Origin of the sequence: Cellvibrio sp. PSBB006 (assembly GCF_002162135.1) — a bacterium.
Taxonomy (GTDB): domain Bacteria; phylum Pseudomonadota; class Gammaproteobacteria; order Pseudomonadales; family Cellvibrionaceae; genus Cellvibrio.
This window is the reverse complement of sequence record NZ_CP021382.1, coordinates 3,509,922-3,533,609: the sequence shown is the minus strand read 5'-3', so window position 1 is coordinate 3,533,609 and position 23,688 is coordinate 3,509,922. Positions and strand designations below refer to the sequence as shown.

23 protein-coding genes are annotated in these 23,688 nt (G+C 53.6%); 11 read left to right on the top strand and 12 right to left on the bottom strand.

What is annotated here, in order from left to right; genetic code table 11:
• Positions 1-114 precede the first annotated feature (114 nt).
• The 3 genes from CBR65_RS14560 to CBR65_RS14550 all read right to left on the bottom strand — a co-directional run bounded on the left by CBR65_RS14560 (position 115) and on the right by CBR65_RS14550 (position 4,745).
• Positions 115-1,515, bottom strand: a complete 1,401-nt coding sequence (locus CBR65_RS14560; protein ID WP_087467534.1) for an HDOD domain-containing protein — start codon at positions 1,513-1,515, stop codon at positions 115-117.
• A 208-nt stretch (positions 1,516-1,723) separates the two neighbouring features.
• A complete protein-coding gene (gene recG / locus CBR65_RS14555) occupies positions 1,724-3,832 on the bottom strand; it encodes an ATP-dependent DNA helicase RecG (RefSeq protein WP_232461202.1) in 2,109 nt (702 codons plus the stop codon).
• Complete coding sequence (locus CBR65_RS14550) at positions 3,819-4,745, bottom strand: hydrogen peroxide-inducible genes activator (RefSeq protein WP_087467533.1); 927 nt, start codon at positions 4,743-4,745, stop codon at positions 3,819-3,821. Before CBR65_RS14550 ends, recG begins: the two co-directional genes overlap by 14 nt.
• A 90-nt stretch (positions 4,746-4,835) precedes the next feature.
• On the opposite strand from CBR65_RS14550, the gene CBR65_RS14545 reads away from it, so the two are divergent.
• Together CBR65_RS14545 and CBR65_RS14540 are read left to right on the top strand one after the other, a co-directional pair.
• Positions 4,836-5,726, top strand: coding sequence for an SDR family oxidoreductase (locus tag CBR65_RS14545; RefSeq protein ID WP_087467532.1), 891 nt, complete (start codon positions 4,836-4,838; stop codon positions 5,724-5,726).
• 102 nt (positions 5,727-5,828) lie between these two features.
• Positions 5,829-8,237 (top strand): response regulator, encoded by a 2,409-nt coding sequence (locus CBR65_RS14540; protein WP_232461201.1) that lies wholly within the window; start codon positions 5,829-5,831, stop codon positions 8,235-8,237.
• A gap of 19 nt (positions 8,238-8,256) precedes the next feature.
• On the opposite strand, the gene CBR65_RS22585 is transcribed toward CBR65_RS14540, so the two are convergent.
• Positions 8,257-8,388: a hypothetical protein gene (locus tag CBR65_RS22585; protein ID WP_255377156.1), complete on the bottom strand. Its 132-nt coding sequence runs from the start codon at positions 8,386-8,388 to the stop codon at positions 8,257-8,259.
• 64 nt (positions 8,389-8,452) lie between these two features.
• Between CBR65_RS22585 and trxA the strand changes: the two genes are divergently transcribed.
• From trxA to lpdA, 7 genes are all read left to right on the top strand, one after another.
• Positions 8,453-8,782: a thioredoxin TrxA gene (gene trxA / locus CBR65_RS14535; protein WP_087469080.1), complete on the top strand. Its 330-nt coding sequence runs from the start codon at positions 8,453-8,455 to the stop codon at positions 8,780-8,782.
• A 395-nt stretch (positions 8,783-9,177) separates the two neighbouring features.
• Positions 9,178-10,437, top strand: a complete 1,260-nt coding sequence (rho, locus tag CBR65_RS14530) for a transcription termination factor Rho (protein WP_087467531.1) — start codon at positions 9,178-9,180, stop codon at positions 10,435-10,437.
• A gap of 158 nt (positions 10,438-10,595) precedes the next feature.
• Entirely contained in the window at positions 10,596-12,065 is a 1,470-nt protein-coding gene (gene ubiD, locus CBR65_RS14525) for a 4-hydroxy-3-polyprenylbenzoate decarboxylase (protein WP_087467530.1), read from the top strand.
• Positions 12,066-12,143: 78 nt separating this feature from the next.
• Complete coding sequence (locus CBR65_RS14520) at positions 12,144-12,281, top strand: entericidin A/B family lipoprotein (RefSeq protein ID WP_087467529.1); 138 nt, start codon at positions 12,144-12,146, stop codon at positions 12,279-12,281.
• Positions 12,282-12,320: 39 nt separating this feature from the next.
• Entirely contained in the window at positions 12,321-12,542 is a 222-nt protein-coding gene (locus CBR65_RS14515) for a CPXCG motif-containing cysteine-rich protein (protein ID WP_232461200.1), read from the top strand.
• 185 nt (positions 12,543-12,727) lie between these two features.
• Positions 12,728-13,138, top strand: a complete 411-nt coding sequence (gene mscL / locus CBR65_RS14510; protein WP_087467528.1) for a large-conductance mechanosensitive channel protein MscL — start codon at positions 12,728-12,730, stop codon at positions 13,136-13,138.
• A gap of 39 nt (positions 13,139-13,177) precedes the next feature.
• The gene (gene lpdA, locus CBR65_RS14505; protein WP_087467527.1) at positions 13,178-14,602 is read left to right on the top strand and encodes a dihydrolipoyl dehydrogenase; all 1,425 of its coding nucleotides are present in this window, start codon (positions 13,178-13,180) and stop codon (positions 14,600-14,602) included.
• A gap of 185 nt (positions 14,603-14,787) precedes the next feature.
• On the opposite strand, the gene CBR65_RS14500 is transcribed toward lpdA, so the two are convergent.
• The 4 genes from CBR65_RS14500 to gmk form a co-directional block, all read right to left on the bottom strand.
• A complete protein-coding gene (locus CBR65_RS14500) occupies positions 14,788-15,171 on the bottom strand; it encodes a RidA family protein (protein WP_087467526.1) in 384 nt (127 codons plus the stop codon).
• A 126-nt stretch (positions 15,172-15,297) separates the two neighbouring features.
• Positions 15,298-17,412 carry a bifunctional GTP diphosphokinase/guanosine-3',5'-bis pyrophosphate 3'-pyrophosphohydrolase gene (spoT, locus tag CBR65_RS14495; RefSeq protein WP_087467525.1) on the bottom strand — a complete coding sequence of 705 codons (2,115 nt, stop codon included), beginning with the start codon at positions 17,410-17,412 and terminating at the stop codon, positions 15,298-15,300.
• Positions 17,413-17,475: 63 nt separating this feature from the next.
• The gene (gene rpoZ, locus CBR65_RS14490) at positions 17,476-17,727 is read right to left on the bottom strand and encodes a DNA-directed RNA polymerase subunit omega (protein ID WP_087467524.1); all 252 of its coding nucleotides are present in this window, start codon (positions 17,725-17,727) and stop codon (positions 17,476-17,478) included.
• Between the two features lie 153 nt (positions 17,728-17,880).
• Positions 17,881-18,498, bottom strand: a complete 618-nt coding sequence (gmk, locus tag CBR65_RS14485; RefSeq protein ID WP_087467523.1) for a guanylate kinase — start codon at positions 18,496-18,498, stop codon at positions 17,881-17,883.
• Positions 18,499-18,731: 233 nt separating this feature from the next.
• Here gmk and CBR65_RS14480 point away from each other — a divergent pair, with 233 nt between their 5' ends.
• Complete coding sequence (locus CBR65_RS14480) at positions 18,732-18,950, top strand: DNA-binding protein (protein ID WP_087467522.1); 219 nt, start codon at positions 18,732-18,734, stop codon at positions 18,948-18,950.
• A gap of 28 nt (positions 18,951-18,978) precedes the next feature.
• Here CBR65_RS14480 and CBR65_RS14475 read toward each other — a convergent pair whose 3' ends face one another.
• The 3 genes from CBR65_RS14475 to CBR65_RS14465 form a co-directional block, all read right to left on the bottom strand.
• A complete protein-coding gene (locus tag CBR65_RS14475) occupies positions 18,979-19,971 on the bottom strand; it encodes an alpha/beta fold hydrolase (RefSeq protein ID WP_087467521.1) in 993 nt (330 codons plus the stop codon).
• 111 nt (positions 19,972-20,082) lie between these two features.
• Complete coding sequence (locus CBR65_RS14470; protein ID WP_087467520.1) at positions 20,083-20,901, bottom strand: zinc-dependent peptidase; 819 nt, start codon at positions 20,899-20,901, stop codon at positions 20,083-20,085.
• 115 nt (positions 20,902-21,016) lie between these two features.
• Positions 21,017-21,886: a YicC/YloC family endoribonuclease gene (locus CBR65_RS14465; RefSeq protein ID WP_087467519.1), complete on the bottom strand. Its 870-nt coding sequence runs from the start codon at positions 21,884-21,886 to the stop codon at positions 21,017-21,019.
• Positions 21,887-22,052: 166 nt separating this feature from the next.
• Between CBR65_RS14465 and rph the strand changes: the two genes are divergently transcribed.
• On the top strand, positions 22,053-22,775 hold the full coding sequence (gene rph, locus CBR65_RS14460) for a ribonuclease PH (RefSeq protein WP_087467518.1): 723 nt from the start codon (positions 22,053-22,055) through the stop codon (positions 22,773-22,775).
• Positions 22,776-22,827: 52 nt separating this feature from the next.
• Here the strand turns inward: rph and CBR65_RS14455 are convergent, their stop codons facing one another.
• On the bottom strand, positions 22,828-23,607 hold the full coding sequence (locus CBR65_RS14455; protein ID WP_087467517.1) for an exodeoxyribonuclease III: 780 nt from the start codon (positions 23,605-23,607) through the stop codon (positions 22,828-22,830).
• Positions 23,608-23,688: the final 81 nt, after the last annotated feature.

The window sequence follows — 23,688 nt, the reverse complement described above, 5'->3', positions numbered from 1 at the left end:
CGAGGTGGTGAGAGTTTACCCGCAAGCGGGCTGCGGGTCATAGTCGATGAAAGGGTTTTGTCTCATCCCGCACTGACGCCTCCCTGACCGGGAGGAGGGTTTTAGCGACGTCGGTCAGTGCGGGGTGAGCTGTAAAGCAATATGTTTCAACTCGTCTTCGGACTCGATGATGTTGGTGACGGTGGTGCGTGCTTTTTCAGGGTCCAGGTGTAACTCTTCAAAGATTTGTTCGGGAATCTCAAGCTTGGGACCGCGGCCAATGTTGTGCTGGTACAGCAAACGCTGGGCGACGAAGATCAGTTTGGGATATTCATGATATTCGCCGCTATAATCGGGGTTACTCTGGTGACGCAGGGCGACGACAACTTCCTCCGGCATCGACCACAGCGACATCAAGGCGCTGGCGATCTGCTCACGGGTGACGCCGATCAGGTGTCGCTCAATGGCTTGATGGGTGGTGTGTGGATTGGCATCCGCCATCTCGCAATAGGCGCGGAAATGGGGTGGAAACACCTCTGCCAGAATCAGGAAGCCGAAGTTGTGCAATAGCCCGCACAGATAAGCCATCCCGAAACTGGGGCGATGATCGCGAGGAATAGCAGTCACCAGCCCTTCGATGGTGGCCGCCATATAGACCGATTGTTGCCAGTACGGCAGCGAACCGTGGGGGCCGTCTTTAGGAATGTGCAGGCTGCGGCCAAGTGCCAGGCCCAAGGCCAGGTTGAGCACCATATCAAAGCCGAGCACCCGTACGATGGCATCGTGGATAGATTTGATCTTGCCCGGCGCCGAGTAGTAGGGCGAGGCCGCCCAACTGACAACCTGGGCGGCGAGGCTGGGGTCAGTTTCCACAATCTGCGCCAAGTCGCTGATATCCGCATTGGGATTAACCCTCAGCTGGATAATGCGCTGGGCGGTGTCCGATAACGGCGGCAATTCGAGGGTTTCCTCAAGGCGTTGCTTGATCCGCAATTGGGTGAAATTGCGCACCGCGCCGAGGATCAGGTCGGTATCACTGGCACTGAGATTTTCCGCTTCCAGCGGCGCCAGGGGAACCGCGATATCACAGATAATCGCGTCTTCCAGCACATGCTGAAAGGCCGCGCGGTTCAGATGCAGCAGCTGTTCTTCATTACCGGAATCCAGCAGTATCTCGTCGCGATCCAGCAGGCTTTTATCCACTAACGTCAGCAAACCCGCCAGCTTGGGCAGCGCCGGTACTGATTGCACCGCATGGGTCTGGCAGAACTTGGCAAGCTCCTCGGGGCTGGTGGCGTGCAGCTCGCGACTCATATGGCGATTGACCGCCTTGAGATCGAGCAGGCTGTTCGCCGCAATGATCACCTGGATACGCCCTTTGGCATCCTGCAGGATGACGGACTTGGCAGCCCCCATATTGCGCAGGTGCTGGTCGTGCCACAGGCGGTTATTGTTCGCATCGACGGGGGTAGCGGCGATATCGTAGTGAATATTCTGATCATTCAACAATGATTGAACACTCGTCGGAACTGTCACGGCCTACTCCTTCTTTGATATCGGCTTTATTGTACAAACGGTTGATTGGCCAGCTCAAAGTGCGCCAGGCTGTGTCCAAAGCATTCGGACACCGGGTTTATTCAGTTTAGCCCAATGCATCACATAAGATGGCGCTTGATCCAGCAAAACAAGTTTCATGCTGTGCGATTTTTCACAGACACAGAGCTGAAAGCATAGGTCAGCTTTATTAAACATGAAGGTATTCGTGATTGTTGCCCAGCCAGCGCTGCACGATTTCGTGACACAGTTCCGGATATTCTTCCATCATCACCCGGGCGGCCTCTTTCACGGCGGGCAATAAGTGCGCGTCTCGCTGAAGATCGGCAATCTTGAACTGCATCTCACCGGTCTGGCGGGTACCCAACACCTCGCCAGCGCCACGCAGATGCAGGTCTTCCTCCGCAATCACAAAACCATCGTTAGTTTCACGCATGACGCGCAAGCGTTCACGGCTGTGGTGGGACAAGGGCGAACCATACAGCAGGACGCAATGACTCGCCGTAGCACCGCGCCCCACACGACCACGCAGTTGATGGAGCTGGGCCAAACCCAGGCGCTCCGGGTTCTCGATAATCATCAGGCTGGCATTGGGCACATCCACCCCTACCTCGATCACGGTGGTGGCCACCAGCAAATCTACCTCGCCCGCTTTGAATGCAGTCATTACCTGTTCTTTTTCCGCTGGCTTCAAGCGGCCATGGATCAAGGCAATGCGCAGATGGGGTAGGGATTCTGCCAGGCTCTCCGCTGTTACCTGAGCCGCTTGGGCGGCGAGGGTTTCTGATTCTTCAATAAGCGTACATACCCAGTAGGCCTGGCGCCCCTGCTCGCAGGCGAGACGCACCCGCTCAATGACGTCTTCGCGTCGCTGGTCACTGATGACCACGGTCGACACCGGCGTGCGACCGGGAGGCAATTCGTCAATCACCGAGCAATCCAGATCGGCATAGGCACTCATCGCCAGGGTACGCGGGATGGGCGTGGCGGTCATGATCAATTGATGGGGGCGGAAACGGCCAGTTGTACCTTTTTCCCGTAAAGATAGCCGCTGATGCACGCCGAATCGATGCTGTTCGTCGATGATAATCAGACCGAGATGCGCGAAATCCACCCCCTCCTGAAACAGGGCGTGGGTGCCGACAATAACCCGCGCCTTTCCTTCACGAATAGCCTCAAGTTGCTCGCGCCGTTCGCTGGCTTTGAGCCGCCCGGTCAACCAGCCCAGCTGAATGCCCAACGGCGCCAGCCAGCGACCAAAGTTCAGGCGGTGCTGTTCTGCGAGGATTTCCGTGGGTGCCATGATGGCAGCCTGCTTGCCACTGGCCACCGCAATCAGCGCCGCCAGCGCGGCGACGACAGTTTTGCCCGACCCCACATCCCCCTGTACCAGCCGCAACATAGGCAGGGGCTTGGCCATGTCCGCTGCAATTTCCTCGACAACCCGTTCCTGGGCGGCGGTAAGCTGGAAGCCCAGGTTACTTCGAAATACGTCTTGCATTTCAAGGCTCGGGTGCAGCGCCTGGGCACCATCGGCCTGGGCCTGGCGCCGCAAGAGCAATAAGCTCAGGTGATGGGCCAGCAACTCTTCAAACGCCAGCCGCTGCTGGTAGGGATGCTCGCCTTCCTGCAATTGCCGAATATCCACATCCTGTGGCGGCTGATGCAGGAAACGCAGCGCATCTGCCAGGGGAATCTGCCCCAATTGGCGCCGCAGCGTATCGGGTAAGAGTTCTTTCAACGCGTGGGTATTCAGCCAGGTTAACGCCTGAACCGCGAGGCTACGCAGGCGCGGCTGGGTCAGTCCTTCAGTGGCCGGGTAAACCGGCGTCAGGTGCTGTTGCAGAGGCAAGGGCTTGGCGTCGTCAAGCAGGTCATATTCCGGATGATAGATTTCAAGGCCAGCTGCACCGCGTCGGGTTTCACCAAAGATTCGCAGACGCGTCCCGGCAATCAGACGTTGCTTCTGCGCATTGGAGAAATGATAGAAGCGCAGGGAGACAGTGCCGGTACCATCCTGTACGCGACACACCAGGCTGCGCCGCCGACCCATGACCACATCACAGGCACGCACTTCGCCTTCAATCACGGCATTCAGGTTGGGTTGCAAGGCCCCAATGGGCGTAACCCGGGTGCGGTCCATGTAACGCAAAGGCAGGTGAAATAACAGATCTTGCAGGGAAAAGATGCCAATCTTCGCCAATTTTGCCGCCAGCGTCGCCCCGACACCTTTGAGCGAGGTAACCGCCAGGCGATCCAGATCCGGCGGGGCTGCCATGGCTTCATTACTGCTGACCATCATGCTCCTGACGGGAGTCGCTGATGGCTTTGCGCAAGGCATCGATGGCTTTGTGACGGGGGAAGCTGGCGCGCCAGGCAAGGGCGACGGTACGACTGGGTGCGGGCTCGGTAAACGGCCGGGTTACCAGTACATGGGGCGTATAAAGCGAAGTAGATGCTGCTGAGGCGGGCAGGATGGTAATCCCCAGGCCGGAGGCCACCATATGGCGCAGGGTTTCCAATGAGCTGCCCTCCGCGGCGGTACGGATACGTCCCGAGTTGTCTTCCAACGAGGGTTGCAGATTGGGGCAAGTCGCCAGTACCTGATCGCGAAAGCAATGGCCTTCGCCCAACAACAGCATATTCTGGTCATCCAGATCGCGGGGATTGATAGCGGTCTTGGCCGCCAGGGGATGGTCGTGCGGCATAAGCACAACGAAAGGTTCATCGAACAACGCCTGGGTTACCACATCCGGCTCAGTAAACGGCAAGGCCACGATGATGACATCCAACTCGCCATTGCGCAGTTTCTTGCGTAGCGTAGCCGTATAGCCTTCCTCCACATATAGGGGCATTTTGCTGGCCAGCTTCTGTAAATGGGGGATAAACAACGGCAACAGGTATGGCCCGATAGTAAAGATCGCACCCACCGCCAGGGGACTGCTGAGTTGGTCTTTACCGGCATCCGCAATATCCTTGATGGCTGCGGTCTGCTCCAGCACGAGATTGGCCTGGGCCACAATCTGCTCTCCCAGGGGCGTCGCCTGCACGCGGGACTTGGTGCGCTCAAACAGGGCTACACCCAGCTCATCTTCAAGTTTTTTAACCGCAATACTCAGGGTGGGCTGGCTGACAAAACAGCGATCGGCTGCTCGCCCGAAATGTTGTTCCTGCGCCAGCGTAACGATGTAGCGCAACTCGGTGAGTGTCATGATGCAATGCCTTCTGATGGTGCGGGACGAATGCGCCCGCGGGCCTGTTATAGTGGGCAAGTGTGCCCTGTTATACGGAGTTAAGCAAAGGTGAATAGCGAAAAACTATTACCAGCGTCGGTGTTGATCCTCGGTTGTGGTGACCTGGGCCAACGGCTCGCTGAAAGATTGCCGGAAGATCGATACCGCGTTGTCGGCGTGCGGCGTTCACCGCCTGCCGATACGCCATCACTGACCTATCGGCAGAGTGACCTCAGCAAGCCGGAGGCGCTGCATCAATTGTTGGCTGAGCCAGCCGATATCATCGTCATCACCATGACACCCGATGAACGCAGCGACGCCGGTTATCGTCGCGCTTATGTGGATACCTGCATGCAGTTGGTAAGCGCGCTTAAAGCGCAACAGCAATCACCCACATTGCTATTGCTCGTCTCCAGCACCGGTGTTTACGGCCAACAGGATGGCAGCTGGGTGGACGAAACCTCGCCCACCGAACCTGAGAGTTTCAACGGTCAGCGCCTGTTGGAAGCGGAGGCAATCATTCGCGAGGGCGGATTTCCCCACTGCATTGTGCGCTTCAGCGGCATCTATGGCCCCGGCCGAACCCGCCTGATTGAACAAGTCCGTCAAGGTCGGGCGGTATTATCCGCCGCCTTCACCAATCGCATTCACGCCTATGATTGTGCCGGCGTGTTGGCACACCTGATCGACAAGGCCTGCCGAGGTGATGAGTGGGAATCCCTGTATCTCGCGACCGACAGCACACCGGCCCCTATGGCGGAAGTCGTCAACTGGCTGGCGATGCAGTTAAAGGTAGATCGCGCCGTCTTTGCCCCGGACCGGATCGACAGCGAACGGGGCAATAAACGCTGCGCCAACCAGCGCCTGTTGAACAGCGGTTATCGGTTGCTCTATCCCGGTTACCAACAGGGCTACAGCGCGTTACTCGGTTTACCGGATGCCGCCGCCGATGCACACTGATACTCTGCCAGCATTTGCAGAGACAACTGCTACACTTGAATCAATGTGCGACGGCCTGCACAAGATATTTCCCCGGAATGCTGGATAAAACATCACACGTCGATGCTGCCAACCATAAGTCGCTACGCCCGCGAGAATCCTATCGCGACCCGCCTGCTAGGGCTGATCATTCTCAGCAGCTCGCTGATCACGTTGATTACGATTTTGTTGCAGCTGTACAGCAGCTTTCACGACGACATCTCCTCATTGGAAAAACGCCTCGACCAGGTGCGCATCAGCACCCTCGCCAGCATCACCAAAAGCTTGTGGGGTTTTGACCAGGAACAATTAAACATCCAGATCAACAGCGTGCTGGATGTGCAGGATGTGGTGCAGGTGAGTGTCATCTGGCACGACTGGAATAATACGGAACAGACCTTGGTGGCCAGCACCCAGCGCTACAGCCAGGAAGACATCGACAACAAACCCAATCAATTTCTCGTCAAAAGCTATCCTCTCACTTACGAAGATGCCAGCACACCCCAGCAACAACTGGGCACGCTGATCATTACCGCCAGCCTGTCGAGCATCTACGACAAACTGTGGGAGCGGGCACTGTTTATTGCCGGGGTGCAAGGCGCCAAAACCCTGCTGGTTTCCCTGTTTATTCTGTGGCTGGTACACACATTACTGACGCGCCACATGGACACCATTGCGCAATATGCGCGGCAATTGAACCTCGACAATCTCACCACACCCTTGCGTCTCAAGCGCATGAAGGTAGATCAGCATGAAGACGAGTTGGACAATGTCGTTAACGCCATCAACCACATGCGCGAAACCTTGTTGGAAGATATTGAGCAGCGCCACGCCATTGAATTGGCCTTGCTCTCAGAGAAAGCAGAAAAACTCGAAACCCGTCGCCTGAAAAATGCCGCCGAAGATGCGAGCCGCGCGAAGAGCCAATTCCTCGCCACCATGAGTCACGAAATCCGCACCCCGATGAATGGCGTGATCGGGATGCTCGAAATGCTGCGCGATACACCCTTGAACGACGCGCAAAAACATTATGTCGACGTGATTCACCGCTCCGGTGAAACGTTATTGGAGATCATCAACGACATCCTCGATTACTCCAAAATTGAAGCGGGCAAGATGCAATTAGAGGTGGCCATCTTTGATCTGGAGGATTTGATTGAAGATTGCATTCAACTGTTTGGTGCAACGGCCAATAAGCGGCGCATTGAGTTACTCGGGGGTGTCGATCCCGGCACGCCCTTGTTATTAAAAGGCGATCCGACTCGCCTGCGTCAGGTCATCATCAATTTACTCGGCAACGCGTTTAAATTTACCAGCGAAGGATTTATTTCGCTTGATGTCAAACTCGCGCCGGAAAGTACACCGGAGCAACCCTTACTTTATTTTGCGGTGCAGGACAGCGGTATCGGTATTGATCCCACCGCTTATTCCATGCTGTTCGATTCCTTTAACCAGGCCGATACTTCGACCACACGCAAATACGGCGGCACCGGTTTGGGTCTTGCGATTTGCAAAAGCCTGGCGGAATTAATGGGCGGACACATCGGCGTTGACAGCATCAAAGGTCAGGGCTCCACCTTTTGGTTTACGGCGCGTTTTTTACCAGCGGATATTAAATCACTGGCGCCGCATCACGACCCCGCTATCGATAATCTGCTGCACAACAGAAAGTTATTATTGGTCGATGGCAGCACCAAGCAACGTCAATTTCTTACCAAACACGGCGACAGTTGGGGCGTGATTTTGCAGGAGGCCCGTTCGAGCGAGAATGCACTGTCCATCCTGCAGGAGGCTGCCTGGCGACACGAAGCGTTTGACTTTGTGATTATCGATTATCATCCCGGTGAAACCAGCTTTGCCATGGTTGCGTTGATGCGTCAGGACCCGGTATTGAAAGACACACCCATTGTGTTGCTCAGCAATGTTGATGTGCCGCAATACCACGACCAACAACTCAAAATTCGCAATGTATTGCGCAAACCGGTGTGCGCGAGGACCATCAAACTCGAACTCGCCGCCATACTCGGCGTTGCTATCGCACCGGTTTCGCCCCAAAAACAGGCGGCGCAGAATTATCAATTATTCTCCCATCTGCGGGTATTGGTCGCCGAAGACAATGCCGTGAACCGTATGGTCATCAAAGGGTTACTCGGCAAACTGCATATTGAACCGGAGCTGGTGGAAAACGGTGTTGCCGCGTTTAATGCCGTACGCGAAACCGCAACACCTTATGATTTAATTCTGATGGATTGTGAGATGCCGGAGATGGATGGCTTTGAAGCCACGCGCAGTATTCGCGAGTATGAGCGCAGCCACAATATGCCTGCCACGCCCATTGTGGCACTCACCGCCCATGCGCTACAGGAACATCGCGAAGCAGTTTTTGCCTCGGGTATGAATCACTACCTATCCAAACCCATCACGCTGGACAGTCTCTATACCACCTTTGAAAAAACCGGACTGATGAAGACACCGGAAAAAAATTTGCGCTAACAAAAACACCGGCAACTTGTCAGTAGATACTGTCGCCGAGTAGTTCTGAATTGATGCACGAATGATCCCGGCGGATGATATCGCCATTGCGTTGCTTTATGGCCGCCATTGTTTTTTGCCCCTTGCCTGCCCGCATGGCAATCCTTATCATGCGTCAAACACCTTGTGGTCTGCGCGCCACCACCACCGCCGAACAGGCTTGGAGACTGTTAAATATGAGTAGTGATGCCATCGTTCATGTGACTGACGCCAGTTTTGCTGACGAAGTCCTCAATGCCAAAACCCCTGTGCTGGTAGATTTCTGGGCGGCCTGGTGTGGACCCTGTAAGATGATCGCTCCAATTCTTGACGATTTGGCCGGCCAATACGAAGGCAAGCTCAAGATCGCTAAAGTGGATGTGGATGCCAACAAGGAAACACCCGGAAAATTCAACATTCGCGGTATTCCGACCCTGATCATTTTCAAGGACGGTAATGTTGAAGCGACCAAGGTCGGCGCTTTATCCCGCACTCAGTTAATCGACTTTATCGACAGCGTTGTGTAACACCACCGGGCCGGCAATCACCATTGCCGGCCCGATTTATTCACCCTGTGTTAAATTTGCGCTTTACACTGATGAAAACTTGCCGCTATACTCGGCACATTCAATGTTTGTTCCTCCCTGATTTCAGCTAATCACATCAACAACAGCCAAATCACTGAGCAATATAGAAACGGACAAGCATAAGACTCCTGTGTTATCTGCCCCAGCATAAATCCTGGCCTCAGGGCCCTCCCAGCGCCTGATTATCTGAGCAGTAATTATCGAGTTGAGACCCGTCGTCTGCGGACTATAAGAGCAAGACCGCGCGATAGAACAACACCCCAATACCCTGTAAATCAAATCCTGCTACAACTTCTACTAACCCAACTTACTATTCACAACCAAAGTCCTAGTGTATGAACCTTACTGATCTAAAAACAAAACCTGTCGAAGAACTGATTAACATTGCCACCGAAATGGGCCTCGAAAGTATGGCCCGCTCACGCAAGCAGGATATTATCTTCAATATCCTCAAGCGACATGCCAAAGGCGGGGAGGATATTTACGGCGATGGCGTGTTGGAAATTCTGGTGGATGGTTTTGGTTTTTTACGTTCAGCAGACAGTTCCTACCTCGCAGGCCCCGATGATATTTATGTTTCACCCAGCCAGATTCGCCGCTTCAACCTCCGCACCGGCGATACAATTTCCGGCAAGATTCGTCCCCCGAAAGAAGGTGAACGTTATTTTGCTCTGTTGAAAGTTAACGAAATTAACTTCGACAAACCTGAAAGTTCACGCAACAAAATCCTCTTTGAAAACCTCACACCGCTGTTCCCCAACGAGCGTTTGTTACTTGAAGCCGGCAACGGTTCTACCGAAGACCTCACCGGTCGTATCATCGATTTGATTGCGCCAATTGGTAAAGGCCAACGCGGCTTGATCGTAGCGCCACCCAAAGCCGGTAAAACCATCATGATGCAAAATATTGCGCAGGCGATTACGCGCAATAATCCTGAGTGTCACCTGATTGTTCTGTTGATTGATGAGCGTCCGGAAGAAGTGACCGAGATGCAGCGTTCTGTGCGCGGCGAAGTGGTTGCATCAACCTTCGATGAGCCACCCGCACGTCACGTACAAGTTGCGGACATGGTTATTGAGCGTGCCAAGCGCCTCGTCGAACACAAAAAAGATGTGATCATTCTGCTCGACTCTATTACACGTCTGGCACGTGCATACAACACCGTCATTCCTTCTTCCGGTAAAGTGTTGACCGGTGGTGTGGATGCCCATGCGCTGGAGCGACCCAAGCGTTTCTTCGGTGCCGCGCGCAACATCGAAGAAGGCGGCAGCCTGAGCATCATTGCAACCGCACTGGTTGATACCGGCTCGAAGATGGACGAAGTGATTTACGAAGAATTTAAAGGTACCGGTAACCTGGAGTTGCATCTGGATCGCAAGATTGCCGAAAAACGTATTTACCCGGCCATCAACGTCCGTCGTTCCGGCACCCGTCGCGAAGAGCTGTTGATGAAAGAAGATGAACTGCAACGCGCCTGGATTTTGCGCCGCTTGTTAAACGATATGGAAGATGTGGCAGCAACAGAATTTTTGGTCGATAAGTTGAAAGACTTCAAAACCAATGATGAATTCTTCCTGTCGATGAAACGCAAGTAAGCGCCACGGGTACCTTGAACACATACAGAATGGCCATTCGGGTATCGAAAAATACTGATACATTTCTGTAATACCTTCGCGTCACTCCTGACGCGAAGGCTTTCGATTCCAAGCGCCACTTCCCCTGCACCCCTCTTGCAAACTGGCCATTAGAATCCATGAAATATAAAGATCTCCGTGATTTTATTGCACTGCTGGAACAGCGCGGCGAATTAAAACGCATCACCCATGAAGTCGATCCCTATCTGGAGATGACGGAAATTTGTGATCGCACCCTGCGCGCTGGCGGCCCGGCACTCCTGTTTGAAAATCCCAAAGGTTTTTCCATCCCAGTGCTCGGTAATTTATTTGGCACACCGGAGCGGGTGGCGCTGGGTATGGGAGAAGAATCCGTTGCTGCCTTGCGCGACGTCGGAAAATTATTAGCCTTTTTGAAAGAGCCTGAACCACCGAAGGGTTTTAAAGATGCCTGGGAAAAATTACCCATCTTTAAACAAGTGTTGAATATGGCTCCCAAGGTTGTCAGCAAAGCCTCCTGCCAGGAAATTGTTGTGGAAGGCGATGCGGTCAATCTGGATATGATTCCTATTCAAACCTGTTGGCCCGGCGATGTCGGTCCCCTGGTGACCTGGCCGTTAGTCGTCACACGCGGGCCGCATAAAGAGCGGCAAAATCTCGGCATTTATCGCATGCAAAAGATCGGCAAGAACCGTTTGATCATGCGCTGGTTATCCCATCGTGGCGGCGCGCTGGATTTCCGTGAGTGGCAACAACAGAATCCCGGCAAACCTTTTCCGGTTTCTGTCGCACTGGGCGCAGATCCCGCCACCATCCTCGGCGCGGTGACACCGGTTCCCGATACCTTGTCTGAATACGCCTTTGCCGGTTTATTGCGTGGCGATAAAACCGACGTGGTGAAATGTCTCGGCAATGATTTGCAGGTGCCGGCATCCGCTGAATTTATTCTCGAAGGTTACATTGCGCCAGATGATATGGCCCCCGAAGGCCCCTTCGGCGATCACACCGGTTATTACAACGAAGTGGATCATTTCCCGGTTTTCACGGTGGAAAAAATTACCCACAGACGCGACCCGATTTATCACAGCACTTACACCGGACGCCCGCCGGATGAACCGGCCATTCTGGGCGTAGCACTCAATGAAGTGTTTGTGCCGATCCTGCAAAAACAATTTCCCGAGATTGTGGATTTTTATTTACCGCCGGAAGGCTGTTCATACCGCATGGCCGTGGTCACCATGAAGAAACAATACCCCGGTCATGCCAAGCGGGTGATGATGGGCGTGTGGTCATTCCTGCGGCAATTTATGTACACCAAGTTTGTGATTGTTACCGACGACGATGTAAACGCCCGCGACTGGAAAGATGTGATCTGGGCCATGACCACCCGCATGGACCCGGCGCGGGATACGGTGATGATTGAAAATACTCCCATTGATTACCTCGACTTTGCCTCACCGGTCTCTGGCCTTGGCTCCAAGATCGGTTTTGATGCGACGAATAAATGGCCCGGCGAGACAACGCGGGAATGGGGCACACCCATCGAAATGGACCAATCGGTTAAAGCCAAAATAGATTCAATTTGGGAACAATTAGGCATTGATTCATAAACTCGACGCTGTGTATATTTCACAGCCATAAGCCAACCGACATTTCTGGCGGGCCTGATTTTTAACTGGAGATACTTTATGAAAACGACGATGACACTGATTCTGGCGGCGGCCTTGCTGGGCATGTTTACCTTGACGGGCTGCAACACTGTTGAGGGCTTTGGTAAAGACCTCAAGAAAGCCGGCGGCGAATTGGAAGAAGCCGCAGCCAAATAATTTTCTCATTCAGCTTGCCGGGTCTTGCCCGGTAAGCTGATGTCCCATCACCTCACGGCAAACATCATCATGAACCTGCTTGAGGAACACCCCATTTCCTGTCCCTACTGCGGCGAGACCATCACGGTCCTGGTCGACTGCTCCTATCCCGAACAATCCTATACCGAAGATTGTCAGGTGTGCTGTCAGCCGATGATCCTTGATGTTATCGTCGATGAAGATGAACAGATTAGCGTCTTTGCCAAACGTGAGGACGAATGATCCGTATTTACCCGTGTAAAAATCTGCCACTTCTTTTTCCTCATCAATAATTCGAGTGGTCCACGCTGTTTTATCCCGTCGATGATGGTATAAACAGTCACGGTCTGGTATTGCGCGGCAACCCGACTTGCACTGTTTCGTAGGCGTTATGTGTCATTACCTGTCTGGATTAAAGGAGACTTTCCATGAGCATCATTAAAGAATTCAAAGAATTTGCGGTAAAGGGCAACGTTGTGGATATGGCGGTGGGCATCATCATCGGAGCCGCATTCGGCAAGATCGTAACCTCCGTGGTGGGTGATGTAATCATGCCGCCGATCGGGTTGATGATCGGTGGTGTGGACTTCAGTGATCTGGCCGTTGTGTTGAAAGAAGCCACCGCCGATACACCGGCCGTCACCATTGCTTACGGCAAATTTATTCAGACCATCCTAGACTTCACCATCGTCGCCTTCGCGATATTTATGGTGGTCAAAGGCATCAATCGTTTGAAGCGCAAAGAAGAAGCCGCACCGACGCCACCCGCGAATCCAGTACCCAGCAAAGAAGAATTACTGCTAACCGAGATCCGCGATTTACTACGGGACAAAAAGTAATCTTCAGGTTTTTCATATCAGCCAGTTCGGAGAGTGGTTATGGCGGAAACAATCAAGACACAAGTCGTGGTGTTAGGCAGCGGCCCTGGCGGTTATTCCGCGGCGTTTCGCGCAGCGGATCTGGGCCTTGAGGTGACTCTCGTTGAACAGTATCAGGCCTTGGGTGGGGTTTGTTTGAATGTGGGTTGCATTCCTTCCAAAGCATTACTCCACGTAGCCCAGGTTATTCATGAAGCCGAGCATGGCCCGGATATCGGTTTGACATTCGCACCCCCCAAGCAGGATCTCAACCAGATCCGCGCGTTTAAGGACAGTGTGGTCAAGAAGTTATCCCAAGGTGTCAGCGGTATGGCCAAAAGTCGCAAGGTGCAGGTTGTACATGGTCGTGGCACCTTTACCGGCAGTCATCAGCTCAGCGTGGTGAATGACGGGAAAGAAACACTGATTGAATTTGAACACGCGATCATCGCTGCCGGTTCCAGCGTCGTGAAACTGCCGTTTATCCCGGATGACCCGCGGGTGTGGGACTCCACCAAGGCGCTGGAATTGAGTGAGGTGCCCAAACGGTTATTGGTCATCGGCGGCGGCATTATCGGTTTGGAGATGGGCACGGTGTACCAGGCACTCGGCAGTAAAGTGACGGTGGTTGAGTTCGCCGATCAATTAATTCCTGCAGCCGACAAGGATTTGATCACGGTGTACAGCCGCTACAACAAGGAGCGCTTTGAAGTCCTGCTCTCCACCAAAGTGGAAGCAGTTGAAGCAGCAAAAGCCGGTTTAAAGGTCAGCTTTTCCGGCGCCAATGCCCCGGCGGAAGCGCGCGAGTTTGACGCCGTACTGGTCGCCGTTGGACGCAAACCCAATGGTCAACTTATCGGCGCCGACAAGGCGGGTGTGCAGGTGGACGAACGCGGTTTTATTCCCGTCAGCAACACCCAGCAAACCAACGTGCCGCATATCTTTGCTATCGGCGATATTGTGGGGCAACCCATGCTGGCCCACAAAGCGAGCCATGAAGGCCATGTAGCCGCTGATGTAATCGCCGGGCATAAACGTATCTTTAATCCACGCGTGATTCCCTCCATCGCTTACACCAATCCTGAAATCGCCTGGACCGGCCTGACCGAGAAAGAAGCCAAAGCCCAAGGCATCAATTACAAAACCGCTGTCTACCCCTGGAGCGCCAGCGGTCGCGCCCTCGGCGCCAATCGCAGTGAAGGCAAGACCAAGTTGATCTATCACGCTGAATCTGAGCAGTTGTTGGGTGCGGGGATAGTAGGGATTAATGCGGGCGAGTTATTGGGCGAATTGTCTCTTGCTATTGAGTTTGGCGCGAATGTGGAAGACCTGGCACTAACTATCCACGCACACCCGACTCTGCATGAAAGTGTCGGCTTGGCCGGCGAACTGGCGGCGGGGACGATTACGGATTTACCGAATCCTAAGGCTAAATTGCGTTCGTAACGCTAATTGGCAATAACTGAAAAACTCAATTCAACAGTTCGAAAATGGCACGATGCGAGTTTGGCGTTAGGCCATTGGTTTCGAAACCCTCAAGTCAAGGACGACTTGAGGGAGCTACAGGGATGTATTCATGCGTTTTCGAAATCAATGGCCTAATGACAAACGGATTACGAAGCATAATCCAACTACACCACCATCACGCCATCCGCCTCAATCACCGCGCCCTTGGGCAATTGACTAACGCCGATAGCCGCGCGGGCCGGGTAGGGCTGGTTAAAGTATTCCGCCATTACTTCGTTCACGATGGAAAAATTCGCCAGATCGGTCAGGTAGATATTGAGTTTGACGATATCTGCCAGGCTGCCATTGGCAGCTTCACATACGGCGCGCAAGTTCCTGAAGACCTGATGGGCCTGGGTCGCGAAATCGCCTTCAACCAATGACATCGTCTTGGGGTCCAGCGGAATCTGGCCCGACAGGTATGTCGTGTTGTTGACCTTGATTGCCTGGGAATAAGTACCGATGGCCGCCGGGGCATTGGTGGTGTGGATTATGGCTTTGTTCGTCATGATGAGCCTGCTTCGTTGAAAAGCGCTGGGATGGCGCGCTGTTATTAACGGAAAGCGATCGAGTATAAACGGGAGTGCGGCGCAGGGCTATAAGGGATGACTATAAGAAAGAGACGCAATGCCTAATCAATTCTTGCTGCGCCCGATTCGGATCACAAAGCTCATGTTGCGGATGCGACGCATGATGTTGGCCAGGTGCACGCGGTTGTGCACGCCGATACACAAGTGGATCACGCTGTTATGGGCATCCCGCTCCTGGACATTGATATGTTCAATGCTGCCGCCCTGCTCGGTCACCCGTGTGGCAAGGGTCGCGATGATGCCGCGTTCCGATTCCACTTCCACCCGGACATCCACCAGGAATTCCCCGCTGACCGTCGGCGCCCAGTTCACGTGGCTGATTTTTTCCGGATTACTGCGAATTTCCACGATATTACGACAAGTATCCTGGTGAATAACCAAGCCTTTGCCGGAGCTTACATGCCCGATAATCGGGTCGCCGGGTATCGGTCGGCAACAACGGGCAAAGGTGATCAGCATACCCTCGGAAGAGTCAATGGTGAGCGGCGAATAAATACTGGGGCCGCGCGGTTTGACCTCGGCATCCGGTTGTAAAAGCTTGGCCACCGCAAAGGCCACGCGGTTACCCAGTCCGATCTCTTCGAGCAGGGTTTCCAGTGAATCCACCTGCGCTGCCTGCAGCAGTTGCGCTTGTTGTGCCTCTGTCAGGTTATCCAGCTCGATATGCATATCAGCCAGCGCCCGACTGAGCATCCGGCGACCCAAGGCCACCGATTGGTGATGGCGTTGGTTTTTGAGGAAATGGCGAATTCCGCTGCGGGCCTTACCCGACACCGTGAAATTTAACCAGTTGGGGTTGGGCTGCGCGCCGGGCGCGGTGATGATGGTGACTTTCTGCCCGCTTTGCAGCGGCTGCGATAACGGTGCAAGCCGGCCATTGATCCGGCAGGCCACGCAGGCATTGCCGATATCGGTGTGCACGGCGTAGGCAAAATCCACGGCCGTGGCACCGTGGGGCAGCTCAACAATCTTGCCTTTGGGCGTAAAGACGTAAACCTCGTCAGGGAAGAGGTCGATCTTCACGTTCTCGATAAACTCCAACGAATCCCCGGCGCGACGCTGCATCTCCAGCAAGCCCTGCACCCACTGGCGTGCGCGGCTGTGACTGCTGTTAATCGTCTCGGTGCTGTTGGATTTGTAGAGGAAATGCGCTGCGATGCCGTTGTTGGCCATCTCATCCATTTCGCGAGTACGGATTTGCACTTCGATAGGCACGCCGTGCATACCGACCAACACCGTGTGCAACGACTGATAGCCATTGGCCTTGGGAATCGCGATGTAATCCTTGAACTCACCAGCCACCGGTTTGTAGAGGTTATGGATCACCCCCAGCACGCGATAGCAGGTATCGACGCTGTCCACAATGATGCGGAAGGCGTATACGTCCATGATTTCTTTGAAATACTTTTTCTTCTGCCGCATCTTTTCGTAGATGCTGAAGAGGTGTTTCTCCCGCCCGATTACCTCGGCCACGATCTTTTCGCGGGTGAGGCGTTTTTCAATGGAGGTCTGAATCTGTTCAACCAGCTCTTTGCGGTTACCGCGCGCGGTCTTGAGGGCGGCCTGCAAACGCGTCGCCCGCAGCGGATACATCGCGTAAAAACCGCGATCTTCAAACTCCAGGCGCATATCGTTCATACCCAGCCGATGGGCGATAGGCGCATAAATCTCAAGGGTTTCTTTAGCGATCCGACGTTTCTTGTCGGCGGGCATAGCGCCCAGTGTGCGCATGTTGTGCAAACGGTCGGCTAACTTCACAAGGATAACCCGCAGGTCATTAGCCATGGCCAAGGCCATCTTCTGGAAGTTTTCTGCCTGCTTTTCCGCGTGGGATTCAAATTCGATCTGGGTCAGCTTGCTGACACCATCCACCAGGTCAGCCACAGAATCGCCAAACTGTCTGGAGATAGCCTTCTTGCTGATGCCGGTATCTTCAATGACATCGTGCAACATGGCCGCCATCAAACTCTGATGGTCCATATGCATGTGCGCGAGGATGTCCGCTACCGCGAGCGGATGGGTAATGTAGGCTTCGCCACTGCGGCGCTTTTGGCCATCGTGGGCTTGTTCTGCGTAAAAATAAGCCCGCTTCACCAAATTGATTTGGGGAGTATCCAGATATGACGAAAGCCTGTGACTCAAGGCTTCAATTGTCTGCAACGCCGTTCTCCAGAGACTGAAAAGCCGCTACACCGGCAGCGGCTAGGGAATGATTACCTCGGCTTACATTTCCTGTTCGTAGTTGCGCTCGGGTTTCGGCGCAGGAGCCACGTCTTTTTCGAGAAGGATGCTCGCATCAACAAAACCCTCTTCAATTTCGCGCAGAGCGATAACAGTGGGTTTGTCATTTTCGGCGGGGACATGGGGGTCTTTGCCACCAATCGCAAGTTGACGGGCGCGTTTGCTGCCCACCATAACCAACTCAAAACGGTTATCAACGTGATTCAAACAATCTTCAACAGTAATGCGTGCCATAAATTTCCGTGCCTGAACTAAGTAATGCAGCCGGAATGCTGCTTTTCAAGGGTGTCTATTATGCGTGAGATAGGTGCTCGCCGCCAGTCGCGTGCCGAGGAATTGGCCACAAAATGCACACTTGCGTGAGTTTACCAACCAAATACCCGGGAATCAGGCCAACAATTCGCGCAGCAGTGCCGCGTGCTTTTCAGCTTGACGGGGCAAACTCAGATGTTGGCTGGTAATCAGCGCCTGGAATTGTGCGAGCGCGGTGGTGAAGTCATCGTTGATGATCAGGTAATCCGCCTCAACGTAGTGGGAAATCTCGCTGATGGCTTCATTCATCCGCGCCTCAATCACGCTGCTGTCATCCTGGCCGCGACCCGTCAGGCGCTGCCGAAGGGAAGCGAGGGAGGGCGGCAGGATAAATAAACTGATGGTATCGGGCATCAACCGGCGCACCTGTTCGGCGCCCTGCCAGTCGATCTCCAGGATCACGTCCATACCTTGCTGCAAGGTCTCAACGACCCACTGCTGGGAGGTGCCATACAGATTTTTGAACACCCGTGCGTGCTCCAGAAAAGCACCTTCTTCAAGCATATTTTCAAAAGTCGCATGATCAACAAAATGATAATTCACCCCGTCTTTCTCGCCGGGGCGCATAGGTCGTGTGGTATGGGAGATAGATACACAGACCTCGGGATTGGATTTGACCAGCGCCGCCACCAGGCTGGTTTTGCCGGCACCGGAGGGTGCAGAAACGGTATAAAGCGTGCCGCGATTGCTCATGCAAGACTGCCTTATTCTTGTAGGGTAATGAAAAACGGATGCGTGTATGACCGCATGAGTACGGTCATCGGGATGTTCGAATTATGGCACAGGATCGGCACAGGGTCAGGGGATTATCCACCGCTGACGCCGTTCATGGCGAGTAATCGGCAATAAAGTGTGGCATAGTGAAGCAGAGGTTTTCCGCGCGTTCCAGAGGCGCATCCACAATCTTTTATTACCTGATTCCCGTTATGTTGCAACAACTGCTGTCTATCACCCAAGCTGCCGAACGCCTGCGCGTCCGGCCCACGTATGTGCGCGAATTGGTTAGCAAGGGGCGATTATCTTTTGTTCACGGCGAGCAGTTGGATGCCGCCGAGGTGGACCAGTTAGCCAAGCTGATGAACAAACTGCGCCACGAAGGTTTGGCCACACTGGTGCAAATCAATAGCGACGAAAACAAGCCCTGAGGCGAATCCCCTAAAACTTCCTAAAGCGTCAAGGCAACAGGTTGGTTAGAAGCGCTTTGTGAAAGCGCTCCGGAGCCTGAATCTGCGGTGAGTGACCCAGGTCGGGAAAATTTACCAATTTGGCTCTGGGAATTTGTGCCGCGATTTCTCGACCCAGCTTTTTATAGTTGCCCAATTTTTTCTGCAACGCTGGCGAAGCTGCATCTTTGCCCAACGCCGTGTTGTCCAGCTCGCCGATCAGTAATAAAACCGGCATCTTCAAGAATGGAAACTCGTACACCACCGGCTGCAACATAATCATGTCGGCGGTCAATGCCGAACTCCAGGCCACCAGCTCTCGTCCCTCACCGCGAAACATACCCGCTTGCATCTCCACCCAACGATCAAACTCCGGTCGCCAATTTCCGGCGTAGTAAGTATTGAGCTGGTATTTCCGAATGCTCTCCGCCGAGGTTTTCAGATCCCGCGCATACCATTCATCCACATTACGGTAAGGCACGCCCAACGCCTTCCAATCCTCCAGGCCAATCGGATTGACCATCACCAGTTGCTCAGTTTGCTCGGGGTACATCAGCGCAAAGCGCGTAGCTAACATGCCGCCCATGGAATGCCCCATGACGGTCACGTTTTTCACATCGATATTGTCAAGCAACGCCCGGGTATTGCTCGCCAGTTGCTGAAAACTGAATTGATACTGTGTTGGCTTGGATGATTTACAGAAGCCGATCTGGTCTGGCGCTATCACACGATAACCTTTATCGACCAGCACCTTGATGGTGGCCTCCCAGGTCGCTGCACAAAAATTCTTGCCATGCATCAGCACCACTGTGCGCCCGTTTGCCTCCTCGGGCTGAACATCCATATACACCATCTCCAGATCCTGTTGTTGGGATGTGAAGGTGAAGGTTTTAGTGGGGTGGGGATAGTTAAAGCCTTCCAGACGCGGACCGTAGCTGGGCGCCTCTGCGGCGAATGATGATAGACAGGTGAATAACAATAAGGTGGATAGCCAATACTTCATGGGAATTCCTTATGAATTTGCGATGAATATTTTGCAGAGAAAGGTGTCTTTTGGGAGTTTGGTTTAAACCAAAAGTTCTTCAAGGGTTTCACCTGACAGAAACGAGGAGCGTTAAGTCCAGGCCAAGGGGTCGCGACGATAAAAAGCAGAGAGCAACCGATAAACATCGGGATAACGCTCAATAAGCACCTGCGGTTGCATAAAGAAATATTCACTGACGACGGCAAAAAATTCCGCGGGATTAGTCGTCGCGTAGGGATCAAAAGATGCGTCACCCGCATCCACGCGATGACAGAGATCATCATAGGCGCCTTGCATGACCGCAGGCCATGTCTGGAATTTCGGATGACCCGCCACGGGTGGTGTGCCGTTCATAGCGCCGTCATAACCATCAATCTGGTGCGCGTATTCGTGGATCACCAAATTGTGGTGGCTCTGTGGTTGCGCCAGATTCTGCTCAATGTCGGCCCAGGACAAAATCACCTTACCCTGTTCCCAGGACTCTCCCAAAAGAATATGACGCTCCTCGGCAACCAAACCCAGTTCATCCATCGTTGCGCCTTCACGAACAAACGCATCCGGGTAAAGTAGGACACAGGGAAAATCCGTTTGCTGGTGATGAATGACGCTGCCATAAAGCAAGCTGGCTTGTGCCAGGACCAACACACGCATTTTCTCCGTAACAATCAAATCATTGCAGCCGTAGAATTCGGTTTCCGCCATCATCACCCGGAGTTGCCGCTGTAGTTGGTCACGTACATCTTCGGGCAACACCGCATACAACTGCCAGTGTTGCTCAAGCAGTTGATGCCAGGATTCAGGGAAAGGACGAACCGCAATCTGCTGGCGCCGTCGCGAGCGCCACACAGGCGTGATGATTAAAAATGCAATAATCAGGATGGCAGTGATAAATAGCAGATATACGAGCAATGGTTACTCCACTTGTCTTACCTTGGCACCGCCTTACCGATCCACCCTTTGCCAGAAAGGGTTAGTCACCAAACGTCAACCATGCCTCGAATGATGACTGAGTGGCGCGGTTAGGCTATTCGATATTCTGCACCTGCTCCCGCATCTGCTCGATCAACACCTTCAACTCCACCGCAGCCTGGGTCGTTTCACTGACAATAGATTTTGATGAAAGGGTATTGGCTTCGCGGTTGAGTTCCTGCATTAAAAAATCCAGCCGGCGGCCGAGGGAGTCGGTTTGTTTGAGGCTGCGTTTGACTTCAATTACGTGCGTGTCGAGGCGATCCAGTTCCTCATCGACATCGGCCTTTTGTGCGAGCAGGGCGATTTCCTGTTCGAGGCGTTCGGGGTCAAGGTCTACTTGCAGGGTGGCAATTTTGGCTTGTAATTTGTCGCGCTGGCTTTGCAAAATCTCCGGCAAGCGAGCACGAACGGCAACCACTTGCGCGGATACGGCATCCAGCCGTTGCAGGATAAATTGTTCCAGCTCCGCGCCTTCGCGCGCGCGATGTTCAACCAGCTGTTTCAGCGCTTCGTCGAACACATTGAGCACCGCCTGCTGCAGGGCTTCGCGGTCCATCTCCTGTTTTTGCATGACGCCCGGCCATTTGAGGATCTCCAGGGTATTTACGGGCGCGGCAAGATCACCTAACTGTTCAGTGATTTGTTGTGCAGCTCTGGCTAGCTGGCTAACCCGGCCCAGGTTGATACCCAGCTCCGCTTCACCTTCCTGCTCCCATTGGATACTCAGCGCCGCTTCTACTTTGCCGCGCTGCAATGCCTTGCGAATCAATTCGCGTAGGCCGGGTTCAATCTCGCGGAAATCCTCCGGCAGACGGAAGCTCGGCTCCAGGTAGCGGTGATTGACACTGCGGATCTCCCAGATCACGGTGCCCCAGGGAAGTTTGGCTTCGCGGCGGGCAAATCCAGTCATACTGCGTGGCATGGGCAATATTCTCCTAATTAAGACGTGTGTTGTTACCGCGATGGATGAGAGCTGGTAGAGTTCTCCCTTCGGCAGCTATGGCTGGCCACCGCTCAAAGGAGCGGATGGTATCACAGTCACCTGCGCCGCCCGCTTTCTCCACCCGCTTCAGTTAAAGGATCACGTTATGCAACGCCCCAGCGGCCGCCAGGCCGATCAACTCCGCGACATCCGCCTCACCCGTCACTACACCAAACATGCCGAAGGTTCGGTACTGGTCGAATTTGGTGATACCAAAGTTATCTGTACCGCCAGCGTACAAGCTGGTGTTCCCAGCTTCCTGCGCGGACAGGGGCAGGGTTGGCTGACGGCGGAATATGGCATGCTGCCGCGTTCAACCGGTACGCGAATGGACCGCGAAGCCGCACGCGGCAAACAGACCGGTCGCACAGTGGAAATCCAACGGCTTATCGGCCGCTCCTTGCGAGCCGCCGTGGATTTGACGAGTCTCGGTGAAAACACCATCCACGTAGATTGCGATGTCATCCAGGCTGATGGCGGCACGCGAACCGCATCAATCACCGGCGCCTGGGTTGCCTTGGCCGACGCAGTAGCCTTCCTCAAGCAGCAGAACCAGGTAAAAGGGGAACCTTTGAAGCGGGCAATTGCTTCTGTGTCTGTGGGTATCTACGGTGGTCAGCCGGTTTTGGATCTGGATTATCCGGAAGATTCTGCGGCGGATACGGATATGAACATTGTTATGGGCGATGACGGCGGCATCATCGAAATTCAGGGGACTGCGGAAGCGGAACCTTTCAGTGAGACTGAATTTGCCGCTATGTTGGGCTTGGCAAAACAGGGTATTGCGCAATTACATCAACTGCAGAAGCAGGTGTTACTGACAGAATAACGCTGCAAAGATCAGGTGCAGCTTGGGTCTGCACCTGATCACTCAGCGGTTCCTAGAACTGCTCCAACTCAATGTCATAGTCAATAATCACCGGCAGGTGACTGGAGAACTGCTGCATCTTGTAGATAGTCGCGTATTCCACTTTCGGTCCGATACTGTTGGACACCACCTGGAAATCCGTCCGCCAGCCTTCACCCTCGTCAATCGCACCACTGGGCCACCAGCTGTATTCATCCGGATCGCGATTGGCGCGCCGGAATGCATCCACATAACCCAGTTGATTAAACAGCTGACTCAGCCATTGGCGCTCATGGGGTAGAAAACCGGAGTTGTGCTGGTTCTCGCTACTATTGGTGACATCGCGAGCCGTGTGGGCCATCTCCCAGTTACCACAGAAAATATACTCACGGCGTTTGCGGGTGATCTTGTCCAGGTGAGCCTGGAAGTCGTCAAAGAACTTGATCTTGACCTCCTGGGATTCGAGTTCAGAGGTTGCGCTGGGCGCAAGCAAGGAACCCACACTCAAATGCTCATAATCTACCTGTAGATAACGCCCTTCCATATCAACACCGGAAGAAAATCCCAAGCCATAAATCAATGCCTTGGGTTGCACACGGGTGTAAATAGCTACACCATTGTAGTGCTTGGTACCTGAGTCGAAGAAGTAAGCAAAATAACCATCAAGCTGGAAGTTGGGCTTATCCAACTCATATTCCAATGCACGTAAATCTTGCAGACAGATCAAATCTGCATCCTGATTTGCAAGCCAATCGTACAGGCCGCGTTGCGCCGCTTGAAAAATACCATCGACGCTAAGACTGATAACTCTCATGTTAGCCCCTTGATTACGGACTGTGTATGATACCCGAGCTTTATAGAATTGTGTTACCGCAATGACCGGGTGTGGCAGTGT